Below are 24659 nucleotides of genomic sequence, written 5' to 3'. Positions count from 1 at the left end.
GGCAATGATACTGGTATCATTTTTTAAACGAGATATCGCGCTTGCTTATCGTCAGCGTGCAGAGTTAATGCAGCCACTGATGTTTTTTGTGATGGTCATTACATTATTTCCACTTGCTATCGGCCCCTCGCCTGAAATATTGCAGCGTGTGAGTGGCGCCGTAATTTGGGTGGCGGCGATACTTTCATTACTGCTTGGAATGGAACGCATGTTTCGAGACGATTTTAACGATGGAACGCTTGAGCAGTATACCTTGTCATCAACATCGTTATATTTAATTGTTTTGGTCAAGGTGCTTTGTCACTGGCTCATTCATATCGTCCCCTTGCTGGTTTTATCACCTCTTTTGGCACTGTTTTTAAACATGACCTTTGACATGTACATAGCGCTTCTGGCAACGCTTGTTGTGGGAACGCCTGTAATCTCTCTAGTTGGCGCGATTGGCGTTGCGCTTACTGTAGGTTTGCAGCGAAGTGGTGTGCTGGTGGCTCTGCTGCTTATTCCACTGTTTATTCCGTTGCTTATTTTTGCCACCTCAGCGGTGGATTCAGCATCTTTACAATTACCTTATGGCTTCCAACTTGGTATTATGCTCGCACTAGCTTTGGGCTCGCTTGCATGTGCGCCAGCGGCCATCGCCTATTCTTTAAAAGTGAGTCAAAATTAATGTGGAAGTGGATTAACTCATACGCTAAACCGGACAAAGCTTACTTGCTGTGTAATCAGCTGTTTCCCTGGTTTGCAATGCTTGGTCTTGTGGGCTTAAGCCTTGGCACAGTATGGGGATTAGCATTTGCTCCCACAGATTATCAACAGTTTGATGTTTACCGCATCATTTACATACATGTTCCAAGTGCAACCCAGTCGATGACGGCATATATAGCCATGGCAGTAGCAGCATTTGTCGGTGTTGTCTGGCAATGGAGAACGGCTTTCTCAGTGATGATAGCGATTGCGCCTGTGGGTGCAGTTATCACCTTTATCTCCTTATTTACCGGCGCAGTGTGGGGTAAACCAACCTGGGGTACATGGTGGATTTGGGATGCGCGTCTTACGTCTCAGCTCATTTTACTGTTTTTGTATTTAGGCGTTATTGCACTCTACGTTTCGTTTGAGGATAAACAACAAGGTTCGAAAGCCGCTGCAATTATGGCAATGGTTGGCGTTATAAACATCCCCATCATTAAATATTCTGTAGAGTGGTGGAACACGCTTCATCAACCCGCCAGCATTAGTAAAATTGACAAACCTTCCATGCCCGCAGATATGGCAATACCTTTGGTAGTATGCATTGTTGGGATGATTGGTTTCATTGGCGCAACTGTGCTCATACGGTTGCGCGCTGAGTTAATAAAGCGCGACGCGCATCGCCCATGGGTCAGTGAAATGTTAAGCAATAGTGAACATCCTTTGCGCCGCATACAAGGCAGAACTATTGCTACAATGCTTGGTCTGACTTTGGGAGCATTTGGGCTGTATTTTATGTATCAGTCAGGGTTTAAGTTTGAGGGAAGCGAGGACTTTTTAAGTATGGGCAACCGAGCGTTGTTCGTATGGTTGTCTTTTGGAGTAAGTATATTGGCCATGACAATATTGTATTTGCAAAGTCACTGGCTTAGCAAAGCGGTCGAGACTTACGTCAAGCAACAGCAAGACAGAGCGAAACGAATTATCGAAGCACGCGAAAAGAGAAAACAAAAAACAAGAACGGGTGCTGTGCTTCCCACTAATAATCCACTATAGAAAAAGATGAAGGCGCAATATAATCCATGAACTCAAGACGTAAACAAAGGCTTTTTGCAGTCTCAAGTGTGTTGATTCTCCTATCAGCTGCTATTGGCGTGATGTTGTATACACTCAACGACAGCATCGACGTATTCTATACTCCCAGTGAAATCCACAATGGAAAGGATAAAACCGGAGTGATGCCACAACTTGGCCAACGTATTCGAATTGGTGGCTTGGTAGTACCAGGCTCAGTTAAACGCGACAATGATACTTTAGCCGTTAGCTTCGATTTAATGGATGTAGGTCCAACTGTAACGGTTCGATACAGCGGGATCTTGCCGGATTTGTTTAGAGAAGGACAGGGCATTGTTGCTACAGGAACCTTAGAAACAGGGACCTTGATTGTGGCGCATGAAGTCCTTGCAAAACATGACGAAGAATATATGCCTCCTGAGCTTGCTGAAAAGCTTGGCGTTCATCACAAAAAGCCTGATGATGGTGCGTATCAATGATACCTGAGTTAGGAAATGTGACGCTTGTTATTGCGCTGGTGCTCTCTATCCTCCTCGCGGTGTATCCTTTGTGGGGAGCGCAAACCAATAATCAAACCTTGATGCAAATGGCAAGGCCGCTTGCATGGGGGCTCTTTGCATTCACGCTCATTGCGTACGTTTGTCTAACTTACGCTTTTGTGACAGACGATTTTAGCGTGAATTACGTGGCTCAAAACTCAAACAGTAAACTGCCTATTTATTATAAAATTACGGCAGTATGGGGTGGGCATGAAGGCTCGTTTTTATTATGGGTGCTGATTTTTGCAGTTTGGACGGTGGCTGTAGCCGCATTTTCAAAGGGTATTCCGCAAGCGATGGTGGCGCGAGTACTGTCGGTGCTTGGTATGGTGAGTATTTCCTTCTACTTGTTTATGTTGTTGACATCAAATCCTTTCGACAGCATGTTGCCTTTCTTTCCAGTAGATGGACGCGACCTCAATCCACTGCTTCAAGACTTTGGCATGATTATCCACCCTCCCATGTTGTACATGGGTTATGTGGGTTTTTCAGTTGCATTTGCATTCGCGATAGCGGCGCTTATTGGCGGACAGCTTGACTCAACCTGGGCGCGTTGGTCCAGACCCTGGACAATTGCTGCATGGTCTTTTTTGACCTTAGGCATTGCGTTAGGCAGTTGGTGGGCCTATTACGAGCTTGGTTGGGGGGGCTGGTGGTTTTGGGATCCGGTCGAAAACGCGTCCTTTATGCCATGGTTAGTGGGCACAGCCCTAATGCATTCACTTGCAGTGACTGAAAAACGCAAGGTGTTTAAGTCTTGGACGGTATTACTTGCAATTTCGGCATTTTCATTAAGCTTACTAGGTACATTTTTAGTGCGCTCTGGCGTACTAGTGTCAGTCCATTCATTTGCCAGCGACCCCTCTAGAGGTTTATTCATCTTAGGCCTGCTGGTGGTGGTAATTGGAGGCTCGCTGTTGCTTTACGCAATCAGGGCTTCTCAGCTAAAAAGTGTGGGTCGTTATGATATGTTCTCGCGCGAAATGATGCTGATGGGCAACAACGTGTTGCTGGTTGCGGCCACTATTGTGGTGCTGCTTGGTACCTTGTTTCCGCTAGTCCACAAAGAAATCGGTTTAGGCACAATTAGCATCGGCGCACCATTCTTTAATCAAATGTTCACGCTTTTGATAGTGCCTTTTGTGTTATTCATGGCGATTGGTCCCTTATCACGCTGGAAGCGTCAGGCACCAATCGCGCTGAGAAACCAACTCATATTTGCCTTCATTCTTGCAGTAAGTGCGGGGCTCTTAGTCAATGCTACTTACAGCGAGCGAACTTATATGGGCTTGTTAGGGCTTGTTATGAGCTTTTGGATATTGCTTGGAACGGCATTAGAGGTTCGCCAGCGAGTCGTTTCGCAAACTCGTGAAGAGTCACTAATTATCTCCTTGCGCAAGTTGACACGCAGTCATTGGGGCATGATTTTAGGACATGTTGGATTTGCCGTAACCCTCATTGGCATCACCTTGGTTAGCAATTATGAACTGGAGCGCGACCTGCGTATGGAACCTGGACAGGTGGTGAGTATTGCTGACTACGATGTGGAATTTACGGGTGTGGTTGCAGTAGAGGGTCCGAATTACTTATCGGATAAAGGCATTTTTGATGTGTATAAAAATGGCGAAAAAGTGTCTCACTTAGAACCGGAAAAGCGATTTTATACCGTGCAGCGCATGGGCATGACGGAAGCCGGTATTCACACCACATTCACTCGAGATCTCTTTGTCGCCTTGGGAGAGCCCCTCGAGAACGACGCGTGGGCCGTGCGCCTATACTATAAACCGTTTGTTGTATGGATTTGGGGTGGTGCAGTGATAATGTGCATTGGTGGTGCATTTTCGATTGCTGACAAACGTTATCGTATTAAAAAAATTGCTAAAGTTAAGTCTGTATTTAAGGCGAAAGCGTCGAACACAGGGGATGGGACGCAAGGTCTTGAACCAATACACACCAAAACCCATGGCGAAGCTAGTGAGGCACGTACATGAATCGTTTAGCGTGGTTTCTTATTCCCTTTTTTCTATTCTTGGGTCTTTGTTTCTTTTTGTTTAAAGGGTTATTTTCCGATCCAATGCAGCGAGAGTCTGAAGTTTTGTCTGAAGCCTTTCCCGAGTTTTCGCTACCTGATTTGATGGATGAAAGTGTGATTTACGACAACCAGATATTTCAAGGTAAAATAACGGTCATAAACGTTTGGGGGGTATGGTGCGTAACGTGTGCAATTGAGTTGCCCTATTTAACACAATTGCGTAATGACGGCGTTCGTTTTGTGGGTTTGTACTATGATCAAGACTTAGATCCTGATTTTGGCAGCAAAACGATTAATCGAGTACGCACTGAGGTAAACGAAACGCTATCGCGCTACGGTAATCCCTATCAATTTAACATTTTTGACGTATACAGAAACACAGCGCTTGACCTCGGGGTAACTGGGGCTCCCGAGACATTTTTGGTCGACCAGCAAGGTATTATTCGCGTGCATCATTTAGGTGACGTGAACGAGAGGGTGTGGCGAAATAAATTTGCGCCTATCTATGATGCATTGATGCAAGAAAGCGAGCAAAGCGCGGTGGACCTAAGCAAAATTGATGTTGGAGTCGAGCATGCGCCGTAGCGGTTTTCAAAGGTATAATGGCTTGCAACGGCATGGCGGTTTACAAAAACGATTACGATCTTTTGCGAGCTTTTTTTTGAATCAAAACGCTCAGCGCATTTGTACCTTGTGGGCATTAGCATGGCTTGGGTTGTTTATGAGCGCGAACGCGCAAGAAATTGACCAAGGTTTAAATTCTAAAGACGATTTTGGGCAAGTCAGTTCTGCGCAAGTTTCTGAAAGACAATATGCGGAAAATTATGTATTTTCAGACCCAAATGATAGAAAAACCTTCCTCAAGCTGACGGCTGAACTTCGTTGTCCGAAGTGTCAAAATCAGAATATTGCAGATTCAGATGCACCTATTGCGCATGATATGCGTCGCAAGGTATATGAATTGATGCAGGAAGGTAAAGGTGAATCTGAGGTGGTGGGCTGGATGAAGCAGCGTTATGGAGATTTCGTGCATTATCAGCCTCCGCTCAATGCAGTGACATTGTGGTTATGGTTAACGCCAGTGCTATTTGCCTTGATTATGCTCATGGTATTTATCAAACGTCGTAAAGCAGTTGACGAAATCGACATTGAGTCTCGTTTGGCTAAAGCGGAAGCATTGTTAGAAGAACGGGAAGGTTAGTGACTAGTTTTTATATATTATCGGCTTTACTGGTAGTCGTAGCATCGCTGTTTGTTGTGTTACCTGCCTTGAGAAAAGCCAAGAAACATCGTTTAGAAGTCAGTAATGCGAATGTGGTTAAACAGCGAATGGCCGAATTGGAACAAGAGCTCGAAGAGGGTTTGATATCTGAAAAGGATAAACATTCCGCTGTCAAAGAACTCAAGCTGGCCTTGGTTGACGAAAGTGAAATCAGCGAAGCAAACGATGCCAAGTATAGCCCAGTAGATTCAGTAAGCTGGCGCTTAATTGCAGGATTGTCATTACCAGGCTTGCTTATTGGCGCTTGGGTTTACTTTGACGCTAATCAGCTTGCAGGTTTGCAAGAGTATACATTCGCCCAATCACAAGCTGCGGAATTAACTCAACGTATAATTGGCGGCGCTGCTGCACAAGGTCCACCAAGCGCTACTGCGCAAATTACGCCTAACGATTATGCAAAATTTGCCTTGGTGATCCGAAAGCGTTTACGCGAAACGCCTCAAGACACTGAAGGCTGGCGATTGCTGGGACAAGTTCAAATGGCAATCGGTCGAATGGAAGAGTCCATTGCGGCGTTTGAAAAGGCGCTCGATTTAGAACCTAGTAATACTGAAATTCGGGAAAAGTATGCTCAAGCGCTCATGGCAACAGGGACTGAGGAGTCTCTGGAAAATGCCAGCCGACAGGTCAATTACCTAGTCAGTATCGCGCCAGAAAATCGAGACTATCGATTACTACTGACGGTGGTGGCTAGTCAACTGGGTGATTTGGACACAGCATTGCAGAACTTTGACATCATTAAGAGTCAGTTGTCTCCCTCAAGCACGTTTTATCAGTCCTTGGTTGGTCAATTAATTAGTATGGGGGCTCCGGAGTCTTTGTTTGAGCTTGATAATACCCAAACAGCAAGTCCTAGAATGCTGGCAAGTGGTCAGCCTATTGACCGTCAGGATCAGCTCAATGATGTGCAAAAAGGCACATCAATTGATGTATCGATTGATATAGCCCCTGAGTTAGTCAATCGTCTACCTGATTCCGGTTTTTTGATTGTTTTTGCGCAAAACGCAGATACTGATTCAAAGCTTCCTTTAGCAGTAAGACGCATGGCCATCCCGAGCTTCCCCTATGAATTACGTTTGTCTCTTGAAGACGCTATGATGCCGCAGATGAATTTAGACAATGCATCGGCTGTGGTTCTCACCGCGCGGATTTCAAAAGACGCTGATGTTGCAATTACGCCGGGTGAGTTGCAAGGTGAGATTATGCGACTAGAGTTAATCAAGGGCAACTCGGTAGCAAAAAAGCTATTGATTGATGCTCAGCTCTAATTAATATCAAATGATAAGGACAATCGAAGTGCAAAGAATAAAACGCTGCGTGATTTTAGGTGTTGTATGCGCCATTGTGAGCTTAAGCGGCTGCACTGCAAATCATCGACAGGCAATTGAACAAGCAAAAATTAATCAAGCTAAAGAAGACTTGGAAAACGTATCAGATCCGCTTGAGCCAATCAATCGTCTTATGTGGGATTTTAACCGTGATGTGCTTGATAAGTTTATTCTTAAACCGGTTGCCCAAGGTTATGTATACATTACGCCGCAGCCAGTCCGCACAGGTCTGCTAAATGCCGCGACGAATATTGAAGAGCCGGCAAACAGCATCAACAATTTACTGCAGGGCAAACCTGAGGACTCATTTGCAAGTTTCAGCCGATTTTTAATTAATTCTACGGTCGGGATCTTAGGGATTTTTGACGTTGCCAGTAAAATGGGCATTGAACAACAAGAAGAGGAATTTGCGCAAGTATTAGGGGCTCATGGAATAGATTCCGGGCCTTATTTAATGTTGCCGTTTTTTGGCCCAAGAGATACGCGCGGTTTCGTGGGTAATGTGGTGGATCGTTTTAATTATACCGCCATACCATATGGCTCGTTGGCTACCGATTACTCTATCGGCAAGCCATCCGCCTGGTAGACCAAAAAAGTATACTGAGCCAGTATAAAGGCCATAGATTGCGCCGGCTGCTGCGACGGTGAGCCCGAGTCCGCCCTCCTGCAGTGATGCCGTCATAAATAAAACAAGCAGGGCGCGCATACCGTAGTAGCTCATACGTTCCCACATCTCAGTCACAGATACCGTTACCAATCCCATTGGATGACCGAAAAAGCGGCGGTCTTTTGCTCTATCAATTTGCATCACATTCCCTTTTATTATTGTTATCACGACAGTGCGTTTATGCAAAATCATTATGCTCTCAATGATAAGTCGCTTGCAAGTTAAATGCAGAACTAGGACAATAGATGCACTAGCATAATGCGTGTGCATCAAATTAGTGAACACCGTATGTTTTTTGCGACACATTGTCGACTTTTTCAAACTAAAAATATATATTAATCATAGCATTAGTGGCTCCGGCCGTATTGGAACGCTAATTGCTGGTAACTTTAACAAGTACAAAGCAAGTGAGTAGGGATTGTCTCACGCCGTGCGAGTTTGGTGCTTAGACACCTAAAACTCACAATAATAAAAATGAAAACGCAAACCGCGGATAGAGTTGCGCAAAAGGATAATGATAGTTAATGACATATACTGAATATGTGCCCATCATAATTGCTGCTTTTATCACATCAGTTCTTCTCGTGATTATGACACCTGTGGCCCACTTCCTCGGGCTTGTCGATGTGCCCGATTATCGAAAACAGCACCGTGAAACGGTTCCTCTGACAGGCGGACTTGCTATGTTTGTTGGTGTTGTGTTTGGTAGTTTAGCGGCGGATGTCGTGTTTAAGAATAATCCAATGTTTCTCACTGCTGCTGCAATGATAGTGTTGCTTGGTATGTTAGACGACCGTTTTGACTTAAGTGCGAAGGGACGCCTTTTTTGTCAATTTATTGTGGCCGCTATTATGGTGTGGATAGCGGACAACTATATTTACAACCTAGGCGCCATTTTAGGATTTGGAATAGGAGATGTGCATCTTCCCATTTTGGGTTACATGTTCACGATGGTATGCGTAGTTGGCGTAATCAATGCATTTAACATGATAGATGGAATTGACGGCCTAGCAGGTGGGATGAGTCTTATTGTGCTCCTTTGCGTCGTTTTTTTACTGTTAAATGCGGGCGCGACCAATAGTCTAATCGCGCCGCTAACCATTATCGCTGTGCTTGTCCCATTCCTAGCATTTAACCTAAGTATTAAAGGATTTAAGAGTAATAAGATCTTCATGGGCGATGCAGGAAGTATGTTTATCGGCCTGGCGATTGTTTGGTTACTCGTTGAGCATACCAATAGCGTTGACGCTTCAATCAGACCCATCACCGCAGTCTGGTTGATTGGTCTGCCGTTAATGGACATGGCCGCGATCATGTATCGACGTGCTCGTAAAGGTCAATCAATGTTAAAGGCTGATCGCCAGCACCTTCACAATATTTTTATGCGTGCTGGATTAAGTCCCTTCAAATCACTAATTGGTTTGTTGTTTTTAGGTTCTTTATTCGCAATTGTTGGTATCTTGTCAGAAGTGTATCAAGTCAGTGAGTCTTTGATGTTTTATTCTTTCTTGGTGTTGCAAGTCATATATACCGCTATTATCATGCACATATGGAAAATCTTGCGATTTGTTAGGCGCTTGGGGTTGTTATAAGCTTGAGACTGTATTTTGTAATTCCAGTCGCTTTGGTTGCAACATTTTTGCAGTCTTGTGCCGGTCAATTAGAACGAGGCTTTATACAGAGCGCTGAGCTAACGACGAGCGACTACACTTTTGCTAGCACTGTTTCGGAAAATGGTGAGCAATTTAATGTTGTGTCTACTTATTTTTCTGCACTTGGACAGCAATGTGCTGTGGCACTTCCGGTCAAACTCAAGGCATCCAGCCAACAAGCAGCGTTCACTGAGCATAAAGCGAGCAGTCGTTTTTGTTATGACAGTCAAAGTCAATCTCTAGTGCGACTAAAATCCCTTATTGAGGATTGATCATGGTACTTTCTTTTTGGTCAAACAATGTTTCTTTAGCGCTTATATCAATGCTATTTTTTTGCGGCAACACTTTCGCTCAAACTCAAGCGCAAGTTGAAGAGGCAAGACAAGCCGCCGAAGAACAAGAAGCATCCTCAGTTCCGCTTGAAAATTTCATTAAAAACGAAACCACGATCAGTAATCCATTATTTATGGCTGATGATGGGATTTTCCAAGAAATTCTTCCCTTTGGTGCAAACCTGTTTGATAGCGGTCCGCTGGTTCGCCAGCGAAATGCCATAAATCCTCAGTATTTGATTGCTCCGGGCGACAAAATATCTGTTCAGTTGTGGGGGGCGGTAACCTCCGCAAGCGTTTTGATTGTAGATAATCAAGGCAACATATTTATTCCCAATGTTGGTCCAGTCAATGTCATGGGGGCTCAGGCTAGCGATGTTAATCAAATCGTTACGGATAAAATCAAGCAAATATACACCGACAATGTCAATATTTACGTGAATCTGCTCGCATCTACGCCGGTAGGGGTTTTCGTGACAGGCAATGTGGAACGTCCAGGCCAATATGCAGGGTCTGCCTCTGACACGCTGTTATTTTATTTGCAGCAAGCCGGCGGTATTTTGCATGAGCGAGGCAGTTTTAGAAGCATCAAGGTGATCCGAGACAGTCAAATCCTACAGTCGGTGGATTTGTATGAATTTTTAAATGAAGGTCGCTTACCTTCGCATGCTTTCAAAGATGGTGACGTTATTTTGGTAGATGCCTTGGGACCTCGAATCATAGCCGAAGGTATTGAGGCTGAAGGTAAAAGCTACGAGCTGATGCAAAGCTTTGTATCGGGTAATGAAGTGATTGAACTTGTACGACCCCACATAGAAGTGACTCATGTATCGGTAACGGGTGTTAGAGACAATAAGCCCATAGCCCGCTACTTTACTTTAGAGCAATTTAGGGAATTCACTGTTCGGGATGGGGATAACTTGTTTTTTAATGATGACTTAAGAGCGCAGGAAATCAGTGTAAAAATCTCCGGTAGTTTTTTGGGGCCGTCTATTTATGCGGTTGACAGCGAAACAAGATTGCATGACCTACTAGCAACTATTGAAGTTGAGCCCGACCAAGCTAATATTGGTTCAGTCTATATTCTCCGCGAGTCAGTTAAACAGGAACAACAAAAGTTACTTGACGACTCCCTTGCAAGACTTGAAAGAAACATATTCACAGCGCCTGCTTCATCAGACGGTGAAGCGCGCTTACGAGCACAAGAAGCTGAGCTCGTCTCACAGTTTATAGCTCGCGCAAAAGAAATTGAGCCTTTAGGAAAGGTGGTAGTGTCGCCAAATGGTCAAGTAGCAAATGTGCGATTGGAGCAAGGCGACGAAATCGTTATTCCTCAATTTAGTGACCTCATCAACATTGCGGGTGAAGTCATGCTGCCGCAAGCGCTAGTATTTGACGATGCTAGAAGTATCCATGAATACGTCAATTTGGCCGGTGGTTTTACTGACAGAGCCAACACTGAAACCTATTTAATAGTGCATGCCAATGGCGCGACGACCTTAGTCGACGATGGTAACGCTTGGTTTGGTGGCGGTGGCAAAAACATGCTTAAGCCTGGCGATCAAGTACTCATTTTGCCAAAAGTCGACAACAAATTGATGCAAACGATAAAAGATGTGACACAAATCATCTTCCAAATAGCAGTGGCGGCTAATGTGGCTACAAGAGACTAAATATGAGTTCAGTTGCACGCCGAACGCACTGGCAAATCTGGAAGGATGTTATCTTCTCATTGATGTTGCGTCAGGTGAGAACCGCATTTAGTGATAAACTTGGCTTAAGTTGGGCGGTTATTCAACCAGCCGCATTTATTTTTATTTTGTCCTTTATGCGTGGTCGTTTGGATGGTGGCGAGACCTACACCATTCCTACCTTTGTATTTATGGCCTATGGTTTATTGATGATTCAGCTGTGGATGCAGGTGTTTCAATCGGGAACGTCGGCTATTCGTCAAAGCAAACCCCTTTTTGCTTTTCGTCAAGTACAACCCATTAGTCCAGTTATTGCAATTGGCCTTTTTGAAGCAGTGATAAAAGTATTTGTGATTTTTTGCCTGCTGTTAATCATGTACTTCATGGACATGGATATAAGACTTGATGAACCTCTAAGCATTATTTTAAATTTCGTCTTGATTGCCGTGTTTGCTCTATCATTAGGCTTACTATTTGGCATGATTGGGCTATTTATTCCAGAAGTGAGTAAGGTTATCAGCCTTTTAACTAGGCCGATGTTTTTTATATCAGGTGTGTTTTTCTCACTAAGAGACTTCCCGCCAGAGCTTTGGTGGTTGTTAGACTGGAATCCAATTTTGCACGCCATCGAGATAAGCAGGGGTTCCGCATATTCGTCTTACGGTGAGCTTGGCGTAAGCCAAATCTATGTTGTTGAGGTCACGGTTATTACGGTGTTCTTATCGTTAATTTTTTACCGAGCAACATGGAAACGAGGGCTTAGTCAATGATAAGCCTGCAAAATGTCACCAAGTTCTATCCAAGCGACCTCGGCAAGCAATATGTTTTCCAAGACTTATCCTTTACGATTCCAAGCGGCCACAATATTGCGCTACTTGGAAAAAATGGAGCGGGAAAATCAACGCTATTTAGGCTGCTTGCCAAGAGCGAATATCCTGACAAAGGGAAAATTAGAACTGACAAACATTTATCATGGCCAGTTGCGCTTGCAACAGGTATTCACCCGCAAATGACTGGACGAGAAAATGCGAGAACCATCGCGCGAATCAATGGCGTTTATGATGTTAAAGAGTACGAGGAGCGCGTTATTGACTTTGCCGAGCTTGGGATAAAGTATGACTTACCCGTGAATACCTATTCTAGCGGCATGCGTTCGAGACTCGCCTTTGCCTGCACAATTGCAATCGACTTTGATGTTTATCTTATCGATGAAGTGACGTCGGTAGGAGACAGTCAATTTAAACGTAAAGCACAAAGAGCGCTTTATGACAGAGCGCAAGATTCAAATGTAATTATGATTAGTCATCAAACGTCTGAACTTAAGCTGTTCTGTGATAGTGCGATTTTGCTAGAAAACGGTAAACTACAGTTCTTCGACGATGTAGATGAAGCCATAGAAAGGTATGAGGGACTGTGAGTATTTCTGACAAGGCACAAAAAGAAAAAGAAAAAAAGGACATACAGCAGGCTTACATCCGTTCGCTGGAACCCGGTCAGTTCGACGACACTGCGTTTCTAAAATCGGAGGTGGAGAGATTATTAAAAACCGACCCCGTTATTGTCGAACGCCTTTTTGTGCGCTTGGGCGCGCTAAATAGAGACAACCAACAAGAGTTAAATAGCATACGTGGGCTTCGCCTTAAATGGGAATTAGAGAACACGGCACCGACAAACCTTATACAGAAATCGAAGAAAGAACACGACCAAACAACTGACTCTAATCCGGCAATGGAAGGTAATGACCAGCCTCGCAAACTTCATTTAACTGCACAACAGAAAAGATGGCTGGAATCGGTAAAGCGAAACGCCTTTGTTAGTTTTGTCATTGCTCCCGTCGTTTTATTTGCGATATATTTGATCGTATTAGCCAGCCCACGTTATGAAAGTCAAGCCCAGCTACTTGTTCAACAAAGCAAACAAGCTCCTTCGTTTGAGCCGAGTCTAGCCCTGTTGTCCGGCATCGCAGGAGGCGCCGAGCGTAACGACGTTGAGTTAGTAAAGGCTTATATTAATTCGTCAGATATGTTGATTTATCTAGAGCAATCACTTGAATTCACTGAACATTACATGAATGACGAATATGACTATTTTAGTCGGCTAGAAAGTGATGCAACCTTGGATGATCGAGTCTCGTATTTTCAGGATCATGTGGAGGTTAGCATCGATCCAACTTCAACGATTCTGACTATCAACGTTCAAGCATTTACGCCTGATTTTGCTCAACAGCTAAACATGGCAATTACCAATCGAGCAGAGTGGTTCATAAATGAAATTGGTCAGAATTTGGCGAAGGCACAGGTTGCATTTATGGAGTCTGAACACGCCAGAGTAGAGCAGCGTTTTCAAGATGCGCAAACGCGTCTATTGAGTTTTCAACGAGAATACAACCTGCTTGACCCTGAAGCGGAAGGTATGGCTTTGCAGCAAATAACATTCGCGCTTGAATCAGAAATTGCATCAAAATCCGCTCAATTAAATGCGCTCAAAAGCAGCATGAGTGAACAAGCCCCGTTGGTCGTAAAAGTGCAAGAAGAACTGACGAGTCTGCGTCGGCAGCTCATTTCGGAGCGAGATAGATTAACCAATGCAGGAAACGGTAGTCCAGACTCTGCTCACAACAACGCAGACCTTGGTGTTAATGACATAGTTGCTAAATTTAGTGACTACAAAATCGACTTAGAGTTTGCGCTTCAAGCCTACACCGCGTCTAAAGTCATTCTTGAGACCACCCGGGTAGAAGCTTACCAGCAGCTTAAATATTTGGTGATGGTAGAAACACCCACTTTACCGGAAGATTCAAAATATCCTCGAGTGCTGTATAATCTCGCGCTACTTTTCGTGTGCTTGGTCATTGTGTTTGGTATAGCGAAGCTGATTATTGCTACCGCAGATGAGTTAAAGTAGACATAAACTTAAATAAGAGTGATACAACATGACCAAAAAACGTAAAGGGATTATTCTCGCAGGAGGCTCTGGTACGCGCCTTCACCCTTTGACGCAGGTAGTCAGTAAACAGTTAATGCCCGTTTACGACAAGCCGATGATTTACTACCCACTGTCAACTTTAATGTTAGCTGACATAAGCGATATTTTGATTATTTCGACGCCTGAAGAACTTCCTCGGTTTAGTGCTTTACTTGGTGACGGTAGTAAATGGGGCATTAGTTTAAGTTACGCAGAGCAGCCCTCGCCAGATGGGCTTGCGCAAGCATTTCTCATTGGCGAAAAGTTCATAGGAAACGATGCTTGCACGCTGATTTTGGGGGATAATCTTTTTTACGGGCATGAACTGCAAGACTCATTGGTTAATACCAGCAAGCAGGAAGAGGGTGCCACTGTGTTTGGCTATCACGTGGTTGATCCTGAGCGCTACGGTGTCGTAGATTTTGACGAGCAATGGCGAGCATTATCGATTGAAGAAAAGCCTATCCAACCTAAGTCCAATTACGCGGTTACCGGCCTGTATTTCTATGACAATCAAGTTGTAGACTACGCGAAGGCGGTGAAACCTTCAGGCCGTGGGGAGCTTGAAATTACTGACCTGAACAATCTATATCTTGAGCAAAACACGCTAAAAGTGGAGCTACTAGGGCGAGGCTCTGCGTGGCTTGATACCGGTACTATTGATAGTTTACTTGATGCATCTAACTTCATAGCTAACATAGAAAAACGTCAGGGCTTAAAAATATGCTGTCCTGAAGAAATTGCATATCGTAAAGGGTATATCGATGCAGAGGCACTGTCTAAACAAGCGCAATTGCTTTTTAAAAGTGGTTACGGCAAATATCTAGCAAAAATTTTAGACGAAAAGATTAAATAGACAAGGACGTATTATCAAATGAAGCTAGTAGAAACTGCGATACCCGACGTAAAACTCATTGAACCCAAGGTATTTGGCGACCAGCGTGGATTTTTTATGGAAACCTTTCGCACAGATTGGTTTAAACAGCACTGTGCTAATGTAGATTTTGTACAAGATAATCACAGTAAGTCGAGCCATGGCATCTTAAGAGGTTTACATTATCAGCTTGAGCATACGCAAGGGAAACTCGTCAGAGTGACGGCAGGAAAGGTGTTCGATGTAGCAGTCGATATGCGTAAATCCAGTAATACTTTCGGGCAATGGGTCGGATACGAGCTTTCCGCTGAAAATGCGAGACAACTCTGGGTGCCCGCGGGTTTTGCACATGGTTTTTATGTTATGAGTGAGAGTGCTGAATTTGTGTATAAGTGCACCGATTACTACCACCCTCAGTCGGAAGTATCCTTAGCCTACGATGATACGAGCTTGAATATCACGTGGCCATTCTCTTCTGCCAGTAATAATGCTAATCAATTCGCAAAGCCAAGCACGTCGGACAAAGACGCCAGTGGTTTTTCTTTCAACGAAGCGCCCACCTTTGAGTAAGCATAAATGATTCTGGTAATTGGTAAAAAAGGGCAGTTAGCGCATTCGCTTGCTTCGCTCGACACGGAAATTGTTTGCTTGGGACGTGATGATATTGACATTATGTCGTATGAGAACATTTTAGAATCATTGTCACAGTATTCATTGAGTGCGCTTATTAACGCCTCTGCCTACACTGCCGTAGATAAAGCCGAAAGCGATTATGACAATGCGCATGCGATTAATGCTATGGCAGTCGCAAATTTAGCCAAAGCAGCGAAAGAAGTGGGCGCGCACTTTGTGCACGTCTCTACCGATTATGTGTTTTCCGGTGATAAGGGCAGCCCTTACTTGCCCAATGATCAAATAAATCCCATTAACGCATATGGCAAAAGCAAAGCAGAGGGCGAGCAATTCATTCAATCTGAATTTGCGACGAACAGCTGCATCCTTCGCACAAGCTGGGTGTACTCGGCAACGGGTAATAACTTTGTTAAAACAATGCTGATGCTTATGGCATCTAAGCCCGCGCTTACTGTAGTGGATGATCAAATTGGTTCTCCTACTTGTGCCGATACTTTAGCCATGGCATGTGTAATGGCAGCGAATAGCAAGCTTACTGGTATTCATCACTGCACCGACGAAGGTGTCGCAAGTTGGTATGATTTTGCAAAAGCGATTCAAACTATGGCAATGGAACAGGGTTTGCTCGAAAAGGCAGTACCTATCAATCCAGTTGACTCTAGTGCATTTAAAACATTGGCGACGCGACCGGCATATAGTGTGATGAGCAAACTGTCGTTAAAAGAATCACTACCAAAGCTAGAGCTTCCTTATTGGCAGGACGCTCTCTCCGCGGTTTTGAAGCAGATTAAACAACAATCATAATGGATCAGGTATGAAGAGCATTTTAGTAACAGGTGGCGCGGGTTTTATTGGCGCAAATTTTGTGCATTATTGGTGCGACAAATATCCAGATGATCGCGTTGTGGTGCTCGATGCACTGACTTATGCGGGTAATCTCTCTAGTTTAGATTCATTAAAACCTCATGCAAATTTCTATTTTGTAAAAGGTGACATTAATGATACCGATTTGGTCCTTTCTTTGATACGCCAGCACTACACCGATACTATTGTGCATTTTGCCGCTGAATCGCATGTAGACCGGTCAATTACTGGCCCAGATGCCTTTATTGAAACGAATATCCTAGGCACCTACTCTTTGCTCAAAGCGGCGAAGCAAATATGGATTGATGAGCCGAAACAAGCGGGTAAGGAGCCCTTGGCGCACCGTTTTCACCATGTCAGCACGGACGAAGTATATGGCACCCTGGAAATAAACGACCCTGCATTTACAGAAGAAACGGCCTACGCGCCAAACTCACCGTACTCTGCTAGTAAGGCAGCAAGCGACCATTTGGTTCGTGCCTATCACCACACTTACGGCTTGGAGGTAACCACGAGCAACTGTTCTAATAATTATGGGCCTTATCATTTCCCTGAAAAGCTGATTCCTTTAGTGATCACTAATATCCTTCACGACAAAGCGCTTCCAATATATGGAGATGGTCAGCAAATCAGGGATTGGCTATATGTGGAAGATCATGCTCGCGGTATCGATCGGGTAATCGAAAATGGCGTGGTTGGTGAGAACTACAATATTGGCGGGCACAATGAATGGGCAAATATCGATATCGTTAATTTGGTTTGTAAGTTGGTAAATGAAGCATTTCAGCGTGACGCTGAGTTAAGCAATCGTTTTCCTCTTGCTTCACACGCAGCTCAAAACAATGCGCAAGCCTTAATAAGTTATGTTACTGACAGACCAGGTCATGATCGTCGCTATGCCATCGATGCAACAAAATCTTCAAGTCAACTCCATTACAGACCAGTTGAGTCGTTTGAAACCGGAATCGAAAAAACGATAAACTGGTACTTAAGTAATGAGCAGTGGTGGCGCCCTTTGCTATAGCTTATAAATGTCGTATTCGTTATCACTTTTATGGCGGCAGGAGGTGGCAGCACACCCGGATAAAAACTACTTATCGCGATAATTTTGAAGAACGAAGATCAAACACTATGCTATGATCACGGAAGTAATGATTTTATACAAGCAAAGCGCAGCCTACACTTATGGACAGTAAACTTATCACTCTTGAGGATTTTGGATATCAGTTTCTAGGTCCAATGTGTACGCAGTACTTTTACGCTTTACGTGAGATGATTAAAGACTGTGAAACCAACCATGAGCCCCCACCGTTTTTAGTATTTCTTGCCCGGGAAGGATATTTTTTTAAGCAGGCATTTGATGCCCTAGTTCAGCAAGACTTAATGCCAAACATTGAACGCGTCTATTTGAGAGTTTCAAGAACCTTTTTGTTTCGCATTTGCATTGGGGATGAACGAACGTGGGATATAAGCTTAGGGCATAAGTATAAAGGAACGCTTGAGTCTTTGTTAACGCATCGATTTGGTTTTTCTGGAAATCAAGCACGTCAACTTTTTGATCATACCTTGCTAGAGGAAGAGGTGGTTTTACCGAGCGATATCGAAAAGATTAAACATTATTTTCAAGATAATTTGAAAGCACTTAATGCGTTAACGCTTCAAAGCATGACGGATTATACGAATTATCTTCGCGAACTTGGTCTCAATAAATCTCAAACTGCTATGAAACCATTTATGATTGACTTGGGATATTCAGGGACGATACAAAAATTACTTACCATACTGCTCGGTCGTGATACTCGTGCACTTTATTTCATGACAACTGATGCCAAAGTGTACGATTATAACGGAGCCAAAGCGCAAATGGATTTTGTGTTCAAAAATCAAGTTAACATGGGCGATGGATACGCTTTATTGGATAAGTCCCTATTTTTGGAGTCATTGCTGACATCACCAAATGGTCAATTTCTTGATATTTACGCACGTCATCATGCACTTGGCTTGAGCGGAAAATATCAGTTTGTATATGGCAGAGAGTCTTATGCGCAAACCCACTTTCTTGAGCTCGCTTCGGTTCATAAAGGCGCAATAGAGGCTGTAGTGCACAATATCAAAAACGGCATTGAATATACTTCTGACGAGATAGAGTGTTTATTTCAAGCATATACTGAACATCGGCACATGATGCCTGCGTGCACTCACCCATTGTTTGACGTTGATGATGCTATATCGGGGAATGGAAATGTCAATCCGCTGCACTTGTTTAGGTTGTAAGAACAAATTATGAAGAAACCCTCTCGCTTTGGACTATTTAAAAAAAGACAACGCTCAGCTTCCGAAGGTAAAGGCACACTAAATCAGGCAACTGAAAACGAAGATGTTGATAGATTGGCCAAGATTGGCTCCGATCCCTTAGAGGCGACGGTGATCACCCCCTATCTTAAAAATTATGTTAAGCACTTTAAGTTGGCAATCGCAGAGGCATTATTTGACCCTGAGTATTATCAAGAGCGCTACGGACGCTTTGAATCAGATTTAGCAGCATTTGCCGACTATATTGACAAATCATCGTTTGCCAACATTAATCCAAGTGCTGCTTTTGATTCTGAGTCGTACTTGCGACGAAATCTCGATGTGTATCACAGCCAAACGTCACCCTTAATGCATTACTTGCACCATGGTAAGGACGATAATCGTACTATTAATAATGAGATTGTGAGATGGCGGCCAAAAGATGTGCTTTTGGCGAAGGAAACGCAAACTTGGCAAGAGCAAAGAATTGCCTTGGTTTTCCATATTTTTTATGAGGATGCGATTGAGAAATTAATTGTCTCCACTCGCCTAATGCCAATTTCAGTCGACGTGTTCATTACTGCGGCAAGTGAGGAGATTGCAAAAAAGGCTGAAATAGCGTTTGAAAGCGTTGAGCAGTGCAATAAGCTAAGGGTGGTATCTGTACCTAACAGGGGACGCAATTTCGGACCGTTTTTAGTTGAGTTTTCAGATGAACTGCTCGAATACGATCTATTTTGTCATATTCACTCAAAAAAATCGTTATACTCAGGGCGGGAGCAAACTCAGTGGTTTGACTACCTGCATCAATACCTCATGAAAGATACCCATACAATATCATGTCTACTGCGTTTGTTCGACGAACATCAAGACTTGGGCATGTACTATCCTACATCATTTTGGATGATGCCAAGCTGGGTCAACCATTGGACATGTAATAAGGTGCACGCTGCTCCTTTTGTAGAGAGTTTTGGTCTAGACATTGACAGTGATTTTGTAAACTATCCTGTAGGTGGTATGTTTTGGGCAAGGCCAAAAGCACTTGCCCCTTTGCTTGAAGCAAGCTATCAGTATGAAGACTTTCCAGAGGAACCTTTGCCAAACGATGGTTCTTACTTGCATGCGCTTGAACGTATTCTGGGTGTTTTAACGGAAAAACAGGGGTTTAAGCAGTTTTTTTATTACCCACCTGAGTCAAAGTTTACATGCGACAAGACTTACATTTACATCAATTACATGAAATCACCCGGACAGTTTTTAAGTGAGATTAGTAACTTTGAAATTGTTTCGTTTGACGTGTTTGATACCTTAATCACTAGACAATATGTCGCGCCTGATCACGCCAAATATCTTTTAGGGGAATACTTAACTCAGCTAGATGTAGTTGCAAGCCCTGAGGTATTTGTTGGACTAAGGAACGATACAGAGACCGATATTCGCATCTCACGAAACCATGTAGGTGATGTGAAACTCTGTGAAGTGTATGACGCTTTGGCACAACAATTAGGTTGCGATATTGAACAAGCGAGAGAGTGGGAAGAGTTAGAATTTCAATACGATTTACATTCAATGAATGGCAAGACGGACATAATACAAATTGTCAATCGCTTATCTGATATGCAAAGAGAAATATGGTTGGTGACGGATACGTACTATAGCGAAGAGCAAATATCCACGATATTACGTCACTGCGGCTTGGCGGTCAGCTTTCGTCTATTTGTTTCATCAGAACTTGGGCTTAGAAAAGATAATACATCCATGTGGAAAGAGATTCGTCGTTTAGTTGATGAGAGTGGGAAGTCATTTATTCATATTGGTGATAACGTTCGGTCGGATGCGCAGTTATGTGGCGACTTTGGTCTTGTTAACATGCATATTTTGCATCCAAAAGATAAATGGTTGGCCGCTGGGTTAGGGCCAAATGCAGTGACACAAGGAGAAAATGTGAAGCGTGAGAATATGAAGTGGGGTGCGCTGATGAGTAAGTTTGGTCGATATCCTTTCTTTGGAAATTGAGATGAAATATCTATATTTACACGTAGGGCCACATAAAACCGGCACGACTGCCATTCAAAAATTCATGCTGGATAATCAATCTGTCATATTTAAAAAGGGAATTCTATACCCCAAAAGGTATATGCGGATATTTGGACAGCACTTATTCAGAGATAAATTATCTCAGCGCACTCTTGATGAAGAGGACATTGCCTTTTTCAAAGATAGTGAATGTGACTTCGTTATATCCAGCGAAGACTTAATTTCCTTAAACAAATCAGACTTCACCTATCTAAAACAAAGTTTGCCATTTTTGCAGGTGCGCGTTATTTACTCTTGGAGGCGCGCAAGCTTCAAGCTTTATTCTATTTGGCAAGAGGTAATTAAACATGGTGGAACGCAAGATTTTTTCGCGTATTATCATGAGCATTTAGCAAGACCGGCTATGAGTCAAATGCTATCTCCAGATTTGAAGCTCTCTATGTTCGCGACTGTGTTCGGTAAAGAAAACATTATTGTCATCGACTATGACGCAAGTGCCAAACATAAACGTTTGCTCGAAGATTTTCTCACTGCTATTTGTCTTGATTCAAGCGATTCAGAGCTAGTATCTGCATTAAATAGCCAAACTGTTCAAAGCAACGTTCGCAACCAAAGCATGAGTGTAGAGGACGTAGAAACGGTTAGAGCACTTAATTATATCTTGAGCGACAAAGCCTCAGACGGCACTGTGCGCTCATTTTATCAACAGCATATCAAAGCTCTATCGCAAGAAGACTTGTTGTATGTTCATAATCGCATCAAAGAGTATATTAGTCCTGAGCGGGTTGGTAACTATGCAGTAGATGTTCGCGCTGAAAAAATAATGGTACAACAGTACAGTGAGCAGCTCATAAATTATGAGCCTAACACCAAAAATCAAGAGGCAGCGTTTCCAGCGACTGATTGGTTATTGGATTTTGAGGTTCATGCTTGTTTAGAGCGCCTAGCTCACCAACTTTCTGAGTACATATCGGTACCTGATAAACAACACGAAGTGTAGTATAGCCATGCTCAGAATGTTTATGAGGGTCGTGCAGTTAATCGTAAAACTCATGCCCCAAAACTTTCGCCACCGTTTACGTACAAACATGTCGCTTTCGGCACTCTATACTGCGTGGCTTTGCAGAGTTAAACTGCATCCTAGTGTTAATCCAAAGATAGCTAATACACATCAATTTGTTGCTAAAGGAGATAGCCTTTACCAAGCTTGTCAAAAACATCATTATTCCCTCTTAGAAATGGCTAAAGCAGAAAAAGCTCACAAACGCCATGTTAGCGCTGTTGTCATCTTGTTTGATAGTTCAAGAAGCGACGATGAGCTTGAGAATTCCATTAACAGTGTTACTCAGGCAGAGGAATCTGTCGAACATATAATTGTGTTGTGCTTTAGTGCAGGTGAAAAGAAAAAGCTGGGGCGGATCAACCGTCGCTATAAACAAGTCAAAATCATTGATCGTAATGATGTTCGCAGCCGAAGACTGCCTGCAGGATTTTCGGCGCTATTGGAGCAAGATGCTCAGGCCGTTTTTGTGATTTGTCACGGTGACCTGCTTCATCCTCTAGCGTTGATAGCATTAAATAGAGCTACGCTAACGGCAGATATGGCCTATACAGATGTCGATAGGATTGATGATGGCCAACGCTATGATCCCGCTTTTATGCCCGATTGGAATCCGGACTTGTTGCTTTCAACTGCTTACATTAATCGTGCGGTTTTGTTGCTCAATCCAATGCTGCAATTAAATGAACTAATTAACTGCAATAATTCAGTTTCTGAATACATCAAAAGTACATACTTGAATAACATATACTGCGACATTGACCATATTCCCTTCATATTGGTACACGTATCGTCAGAATCCACTCCGAGACTGGCCCCTATTGATACCAGCATCATGTTTGAAAATGAACATAAACCCTTAGTAAGTCTCATAATTCCTACTTATAACGGGGTTAAAATATTAAAAGACTGTGTTGACTCAATAATAAAGAAAACAACTTACGCCAATTATGAAATTTGTATTGTAAATAACAATTCAGACGATCCAGAGACGCTTGAGTACTTGTCAGAGATTGCATTACATACGAAGGTGGAAGTGCTGGATTTTCCATATCCTTTTAACTATTCCGCTATCAATAATTTTGCTGTTAAACGCGTAAGCGGAGAAATTATTGGGCTAATAAATAATGATATTGAAGTTATCACCCCTAATTGGCTTCAAAAAATGGTTAATCACGTTTGTAGGGAAGATGTCGGCTGTGTAGGCGCCAAACTTCTATATTCCAACGATCTTGTTCAGCATGCAGGAGTCGTCATGGGCTATGGTGGAGGAGCAGGTCACGCACACAAGTATTTACCATGTCATCGCAGCGGTTATATGCAACGGGCAGTAGCGACTCAGAATTTCAGTGCAGTCACAGCAGCCTGTTTGCTAGTGACACGCGCAGACTATGATGCAGTAGGTGGATTAAACGAGACCGACTTAACGGTCGCGTTCAATGATGTCGATTTTTGCCTAAGTATATGCGGGCTCGGAAAGCGCAATGTATGGGTTGCAGAGGCTCTGCTTTATCATCATGAGTCTATATCTAGGGGACACGAAGATACCGTCGAAAAGCAAAAACGCTTTCAAGCGGAAGTGACGTACCTGCAAACTAAGTGGGATGCATATATAAAACATGATCCAGCCTACAATCCAAACCTAACCTTACAGTATGAAAATTTCTCAATTGACGAGAATTTAAAGCCAATTTCACTTTAATAATGCTATAGTTTTCATAATTTAACTTGGCGTCTTTTTTGGCCTGTATGCCTTAGTTTGGAGATTTTTTGCCAAAGTCTTTTTATTTCACAGAAGCGGTTTCAATAGACTACAATTTCGAGAGTGTGGTCGCGATGGCAACCTTTGCTGATGACAATCCATTGTGGCTTGCTGATGCCATCGACAGTGTGCTACAGCAGGATTATTCTGATTTTGTTTTTGTCATTGTGGTAGATGGACCAGTAGATCAAGATATATCGGCGATTGTTGAATATGCCGCGAAGCGTGATCCGCGAATCGTATTGGCCAAATCTGATGCCAACGTGGGTTTAAGTCGATGTATGAATTTCGTGATGGACTGGTGCTTGCCCTATCATCCCAAATACTTTTTTCGTATGGACGCAGATGACGTATCCATGCCACATCGATTTGCGACGCAAGTAGATTATTTTAAATCCCACGAAGATATCGACATACTTGGAAGCGCGCTGGTTGAAATAAACGAGTTGGGAGAAAAAGTAGGCTTTAGAACCTTGCCAGCGTCGCATAAAAAAATAAAAAAGATGCTCACGCGCAGATGCTCCATAAATCATCCCACCGTTGCAATGCGCTACTCAGTAATAGAAAAGGGCTACCGCTTCCAAGAGCAATTGCGCAATACGCAAGATTATTTTTTCTGGATAGAGCTGATTGCTGACGGCATAAAGTTTCACAATCTGCAGGAGCCGCTGTTGAAATTCAGACGGGTGAATGACTTTTATAAGCGGCGTGGTTTAGGCAAATCGGTGAATGAATTTAAAGCTCGAATTTTTGCTATGAAATCATTAAAACGAATGCGGATTCGATACGTGGTTTATGCTTGTGGTGTGCTTTGTGTTCGCTGTATGCCTGCACCCTTGGTAAAACTTGCCTACAAGTTTGACCGATATGTGCTCAATCGTTAGTGTCC

23 protein-coding genes and 2 pseudogenes are annotated in these 24659 nt (G+C 43.3%); 24 read left to right on the top strand and 1 reads right to left on the bottom strand.

All coding sequences use genetic code 11. The features are described from left to right. Positions 1 to 4: 4 nt before the first annotated feature. The 9 genes and pseudogenes from ccmB (at position 5) to PN836_RS07245 (ending at position 7528) form a co-directional block, all read left to right on the top strand. Positions 5 to 667: a heme exporter protein CcmB gene (gene ccmB, locus PN836_RS07285; RefSeq protein ID WP_395344584.1), complete on the top strand. Its 663-nt coding sequence runs from the start codon at positions 5 to 7 to the stop codon at positions 665 to 667. Continuing rightward, positions 667 to 1398: pseudogene (locus PN836_RS07280) on the top strand (heme ABC transporter permease); the annotation flags it as partial. The gene ccmB and the pseudogene PN836_RS07280, both read left to right, overlap by 1 nt. Beyond that, positions 1387 to 1743: a heme exporter protein CcmD gene (gene ccmD, locus PN836_RS07275; protein ID WP_395345521.1), complete on the top strand. Its 357-nt coding sequence runs from the start codon at positions 1387 to 1389 to the stop codon at positions 1741 to 1743. The pseudogene PN836_RS07280 and the gene ccmD, both read left to right, overlap by 12 nt. A gap of 26 nt (positions 1744 to 1769) precedes the next feature. Then, positions 1770 to 2240 (top strand): cytochrome c maturation protein CcmE, encoded by a 471-nt coding sequence (ccmE, locus tag PN836_RS07270; protein ID WP_395344583.1) that lies wholly within the window; start codon positions 1770 to 1772, stop codon positions 2238 to 2240. Further along, a complete protein-coding gene (locus PN836_RS07265) occupies positions 2237 to 4291 on the top strand; it encodes a heme lyase CcmF/NrfE family subunit (protein ID WP_395344582.1) in 2055 nt (684 codons plus the stop codon). The genes ccmE and PN836_RS07265 overlap by 4 nt, the downstream gene beginning before the upstream one ends. Next, on the top strand, positions 4288 to 4917 hold the full coding sequence (locus tag PN836_RS07260) for a redoxin family protein (protein WP_395344581.1): 630 nt from the start codon (positions 4288 to 4290) through the stop codon (positions 4915 to 4917). The genes PN836_RS07265 and PN836_RS07260 overlap by 4 nt, the downstream gene beginning before the upstream one ends. Positions 4918 to 5053: 136 nt before the next feature. Next, on the top strand, positions 5054 to 5533 hold the full coding sequence (locus PN836_RS07255) for a cytochrome c-type biogenesis protein (RefSeq protein ID WP_395344580.1): 480 nt from the start codon (positions 5054 to 5056) through the stop codon (positions 5531 to 5533). Continuing rightward, a complete protein-coding gene (ccmI, locus tag PN836_RS07250) occupies positions 5533 to 6882 on the top strand; it encodes a c-type cytochrome biogenesis protein CcmI (RefSeq protein WP_395344579.1) in 1350 nt (449 codons plus the stop codon). Before PN836_RS07255 ends, ccmI begins: the two co-directional genes overlap by 1 nt. A gap of 10 nt (positions 6883 to 6892) precedes the next feature. Then, complete coding sequence (locus tag PN836_RS07245) at positions 6893 to 7528, top strand: VacJ family lipoprotein (RefSeq protein WP_395344578.1); 636 nt, start codon at positions 6893 to 6895, stop codon at positions 7526 to 7528. On the opposite strand, the pseudogene PN836_RS07240 reads toward PN836_RS07245, so the two are convergent. After that, a pseudogene (locus tag PN836_RS07240) lies at positions 7442 to 7750 on the bottom strand (MFS transporter); the annotation flags it as partial. The gene PN836_RS07245 and the pseudogene PN836_RS07240 overlap by 87 nt on opposite strands. Before the next feature lie 383 nt (positions 7751 to 8133). Here PN836_RS07240 and wecA point away from each other — a divergent pair. The 15 genes from wecA (at position 8134) to PN836_RS07165 (ending at position 24654) form a co-directional block, all read left to right on the top strand. After that, a complete protein-coding gene (wecA, locus tag PN836_RS07235) occupies positions 8134 to 9201 on the top strand; it encodes a UDP-N-acetylglucosamine--undecaprenyl-phosphate N-acetylglucosaminephosphotransferase (RefSeq protein WP_395344577.1) in 1068 nt (355 codons plus the stop codon). A 2-nt stretch (positions 9202 to 9203) separates the two neighbouring features. Further along, positions 9204 to 9533: a hypothetical protein gene (locus tag PN836_RS07230; protein ID WP_395344576.1), complete on the top strand. Its 330-nt coding sequence runs from the start codon at positions 9204 to 9206 to the stop codon at positions 9531 to 9533. Positions 9534 to 9535: 2 nt separating this feature from the next. Then, positions 9536 to 11266: a polysaccharide biosynthesis/export family protein gene (locus PN836_RS07225; RefSeq protein WP_395344575.1), complete on the top strand. Its 1731-nt coding sequence runs from the start codon at positions 9536 to 9538 to the stop codon at positions 11264 to 11266. A 2-nt stretch (positions 11267 to 11268) separates the two neighbouring features. Beyond that, a complete protein-coding gene (locus tag PN836_RS07220; RefSeq protein ID WP_395344574.1) occupies positions 11269 to 12054 on the top strand; it encodes an ABC transporter permease in 786 nt (261 codons plus the stop codon). Further along, the gene (locus PN836_RS07215) at positions 12051 to 12701 is read left to right on the top strand and encodes an ABC transporter ATP-binding protein (protein ID WP_395344573.1); all 651 of its coding nucleotides are present in this window, start codon (positions 12051 to 12053) and stop codon (positions 12699 to 12701) included. Before PN836_RS07220 ends, PN836_RS07215 begins: the two co-directional genes overlap by 4 nt. Further along, positions 12698 to 14188, top strand: coding sequence for a lipopolysaccharide biosynthesis protein (locus PN836_RS07210; RefSeq protein ID WP_395344572.1), 1491 nt, complete (start codon positions 12698 to 12700; stop codon positions 14186 to 14188). The genes PN836_RS07215 and PN836_RS07210 overlap by 4 nt, the downstream gene beginning before the upstream one ends. A gap of 28 nt (positions 14189 to 14216) precedes the next feature. Beyond that, positions 14217 to 15104 carry a glucose-1-phosphate thymidylyltransferase RfbA gene (gene rfbA / locus PN836_RS07205; protein WP_395344571.1) on the top strand — a complete coding sequence of 296 codons (888 nt, stop codon included), beginning with the start codon at positions 14217 to 14219 and terminating at the stop codon, positions 15102 to 15104. 18 nt (positions 15105 to 15122) lie between these two features. Further along, complete coding sequence (gene rfbC, locus PN836_RS07200; RefSeq protein WP_395344570.1) at positions 15123 to 15692, top strand: dTDP-4-dehydrorhamnose 3,5-epimerase; 570 nt, start codon at positions 15123 to 15125, stop codon at positions 15690 to 15692. 6 nt (positions 15693 to 15698) lie between these two features. Continuing rightward, positions 15699 to 16559, top strand: coding sequence for a dTDP-4-dehydrorhamnose reductase (gene rfbD / locus PN836_RS07195; protein WP_395344569.1), 861 nt, complete (start codon positions 15699 to 15701; stop codon positions 16557 to 16559). 10 nt (positions 16560 to 16569) lie between these two features. Further along, positions 16570 to 17643: a dTDP-glucose 4,6-dehydratase gene (gene rfbB / locus PN836_RS07190; protein WP_395344568.1), complete on the top strand. Its 1074-nt coding sequence runs from the start codon at positions 16570 to 16572 to the stop codon at positions 17641 to 17643. A 161-nt stretch (positions 17644 to 17804) separates the two neighbouring features. Then, the gene (locus PN836_RS07185) at positions 17805 to 18893 is read left to right on the top strand and encodes an HAD family hydrolase (RefSeq protein ID WP_395344567.1); all 1089 of its coding nucleotides are present in this window, start codon (positions 17805 to 17807) and stop codon (positions 18891 to 18893) included. Positions 18894 to 18902: 9 nt separating this feature from the next. Beyond that, on the top strand, positions 18903 to 20927 hold the full coding sequence (locus PN836_RS07180) for a rhamnan synthesis F family protein (protein ID WP_395344566.1): 2025 nt from the start codon (positions 18903 to 18905) through the stop codon (positions 20925 to 20927). A gap of 1 nt (position 20928) precedes the next feature. Then, positions 20929 to 21948: a hypothetical protein gene (locus tag PN836_RS07175; protein WP_395344565.1), complete on the top strand. Its 1020-nt coding sequence runs from the start codon at positions 20929 to 20931 to the stop codon at positions 21946 to 21948. Positions 21949 to 21979: 31 nt separating this feature from the next. Continuing rightward, a complete protein-coding gene (locus PN836_RS07170; protein ID WP_395344564.1) occupies positions 21980 to 23710 on the top strand; it encodes a glycosyltransferase family 2 protein in 1731 nt (576 codons plus the stop codon). Between the two features lie 68 nt (positions 23711 to 23778). Beyond that, positions 23779 to 24654: a glycosyltransferase gene (locus PN836_RS07165; protein WP_395344563.1), complete on the top strand. Its 876-nt coding sequence runs from the start codon at positions 23779 to 23781 to the stop codon at positions 24652 to 24654. Positions 24655 to 24659 lie beyond the last annotated feature (5 nt).

It is taken from the genome of Ningiella algicola (assembly GCF_028401415.2).
GTDB lineage: Bacteria > Pseudomonadota > Gammaproteobacteria > Enterobacterales > Alteromonadaceae > Glaciecola.
Note: the sequence above shows the minus strand (reverse complement) of the source record. Positions and strands in the feature narration are given on the sequence as shown.

What these genes read in the sequence shown, in the direction of transcription:
- ccmB (WP_395344584.1), top strand. Translation starts at nt 5, where the DNA reads ATGATACTGGTATCATTTTTTAAACGAGATATCGCGCTTGCTTATCGT.
- ccmD (WP_395345521.1), top strand. Translation starts at nt 1,387, where the DNA reads ATGTTAAGCAATAGTGAACATCCTTTGCGCCGCATACAAGGCAGAACT.
- ccmE (WP_395344583.1), top strand. Translation starts at nt 1,770, where the DNA reads ATGAACTCAAGACGTAAACAAAGGCTTTTTGCAGTCTCAAGTGTGTTG.
- PN836_RS07265 (WP_395344582.1), top strand. Translation starts at nt 2,237, where the DNA reads ATGATACCTGAGTTAGGAAATGTGACGCTTGTTATTGCGCTGGTGCTC.
- PN836_RS07260 (WP_395344581.1), top strand. Translation starts at nt 4,288, where the DNA reads ATGAATCGTTTAGCGTGGTTTCTTATTCCCTTTTTTCTATTCTTGGGT.
- PN836_RS07255 (WP_395344580.1), top strand. Translation starts at nt 5,054, where the DNA reads ATGAGCGCGAACGCGCAAGAAATTGACCAAGGTTTAAATTCTAAAGAC.
- PN836_RS07245 (WP_395344578.1), top strand. Translation starts at nt 6,893, where the DNA reads ATGATAAGGACAATCGAAGTGCAAAGAATAAAACGCTGCGTGATTTTA.
- wecA (WP_395344577.1), top strand. Translation starts at nt 8,134, where the DNA reads ATGACATATACTGAATATGTGCCCATCATAATTGCTGCTTTTATCACA.
- PN836_RS07225 (WP_395344575.1), top strand. Translation starts at nt 9,536, where the DNA reads ATGGTACTTTCTTTTTGGTCAAACAATGTTTCTTTAGCGCTTATATCA.
- PN836_RS07220 (WP_395344574.1), top strand. Translation starts at nt 11,269, where the DNA reads ATGAGTTCAGTTGCACGCCGAACGCACTGGCAAATCTGGAAGGATGTT.
- PN836_RS07215 (WP_395344573.1), top strand. Translation starts at nt 12,051, where the DNA reads ATGATAAGCCTGCAAAATGTCACCAAGTTCTATCCAAGCGACCTCGGC.
- rfbA (WP_395344571.1), top strand. Translation starts at nt 14,217, where the DNA reads ATGACCAAAAAACGTAAAGGGATTATTCTCGCAGGAGGCTCTGGTACG.
- rfbC (WP_395344570.1), top strand. Translation starts at nt 15,123, where the DNA reads ATGAAGCTAGTAGAAACTGCGATACCCGACGTAAAACTCATTGAACCC.
- rfbD (WP_395344569.1), top strand. Translation starts at nt 15,699, where the DNA reads ATGATTCTGGTAATTGGTAAAAAAGGGCAGTTAGCGCATTCGCTTGCT.
- rfbB (WP_395344568.1), top strand. Translation starts at nt 16,570, where the DNA reads ATGAAGAGCATTTTAGTAACAGGTGGCGCGGGTTTTATTGGCGCAAAT.
- PN836_RS07185 (WP_395344567.1), top strand. Translation starts at nt 17,805, where the DNA reads ATGGACAGTAAACTTATCACTCTTGAGGATTTTGGATATCAGTTTCTA.
- PN836_RS07180 (WP_395344566.1), top strand. Translation starts at nt 18,903, where the DNA reads ATGAAGAAACCCTCTCGCTTTGGACTATTTAAAAAAAGACAACGCTCA.
- PN836_RS07175 (WP_395344565.1), top strand. Translation starts at nt 20,929, where the DNA reads ATGAAATATCTATATTTACACGTAGGGCCACATAAAACCGGCACGACT.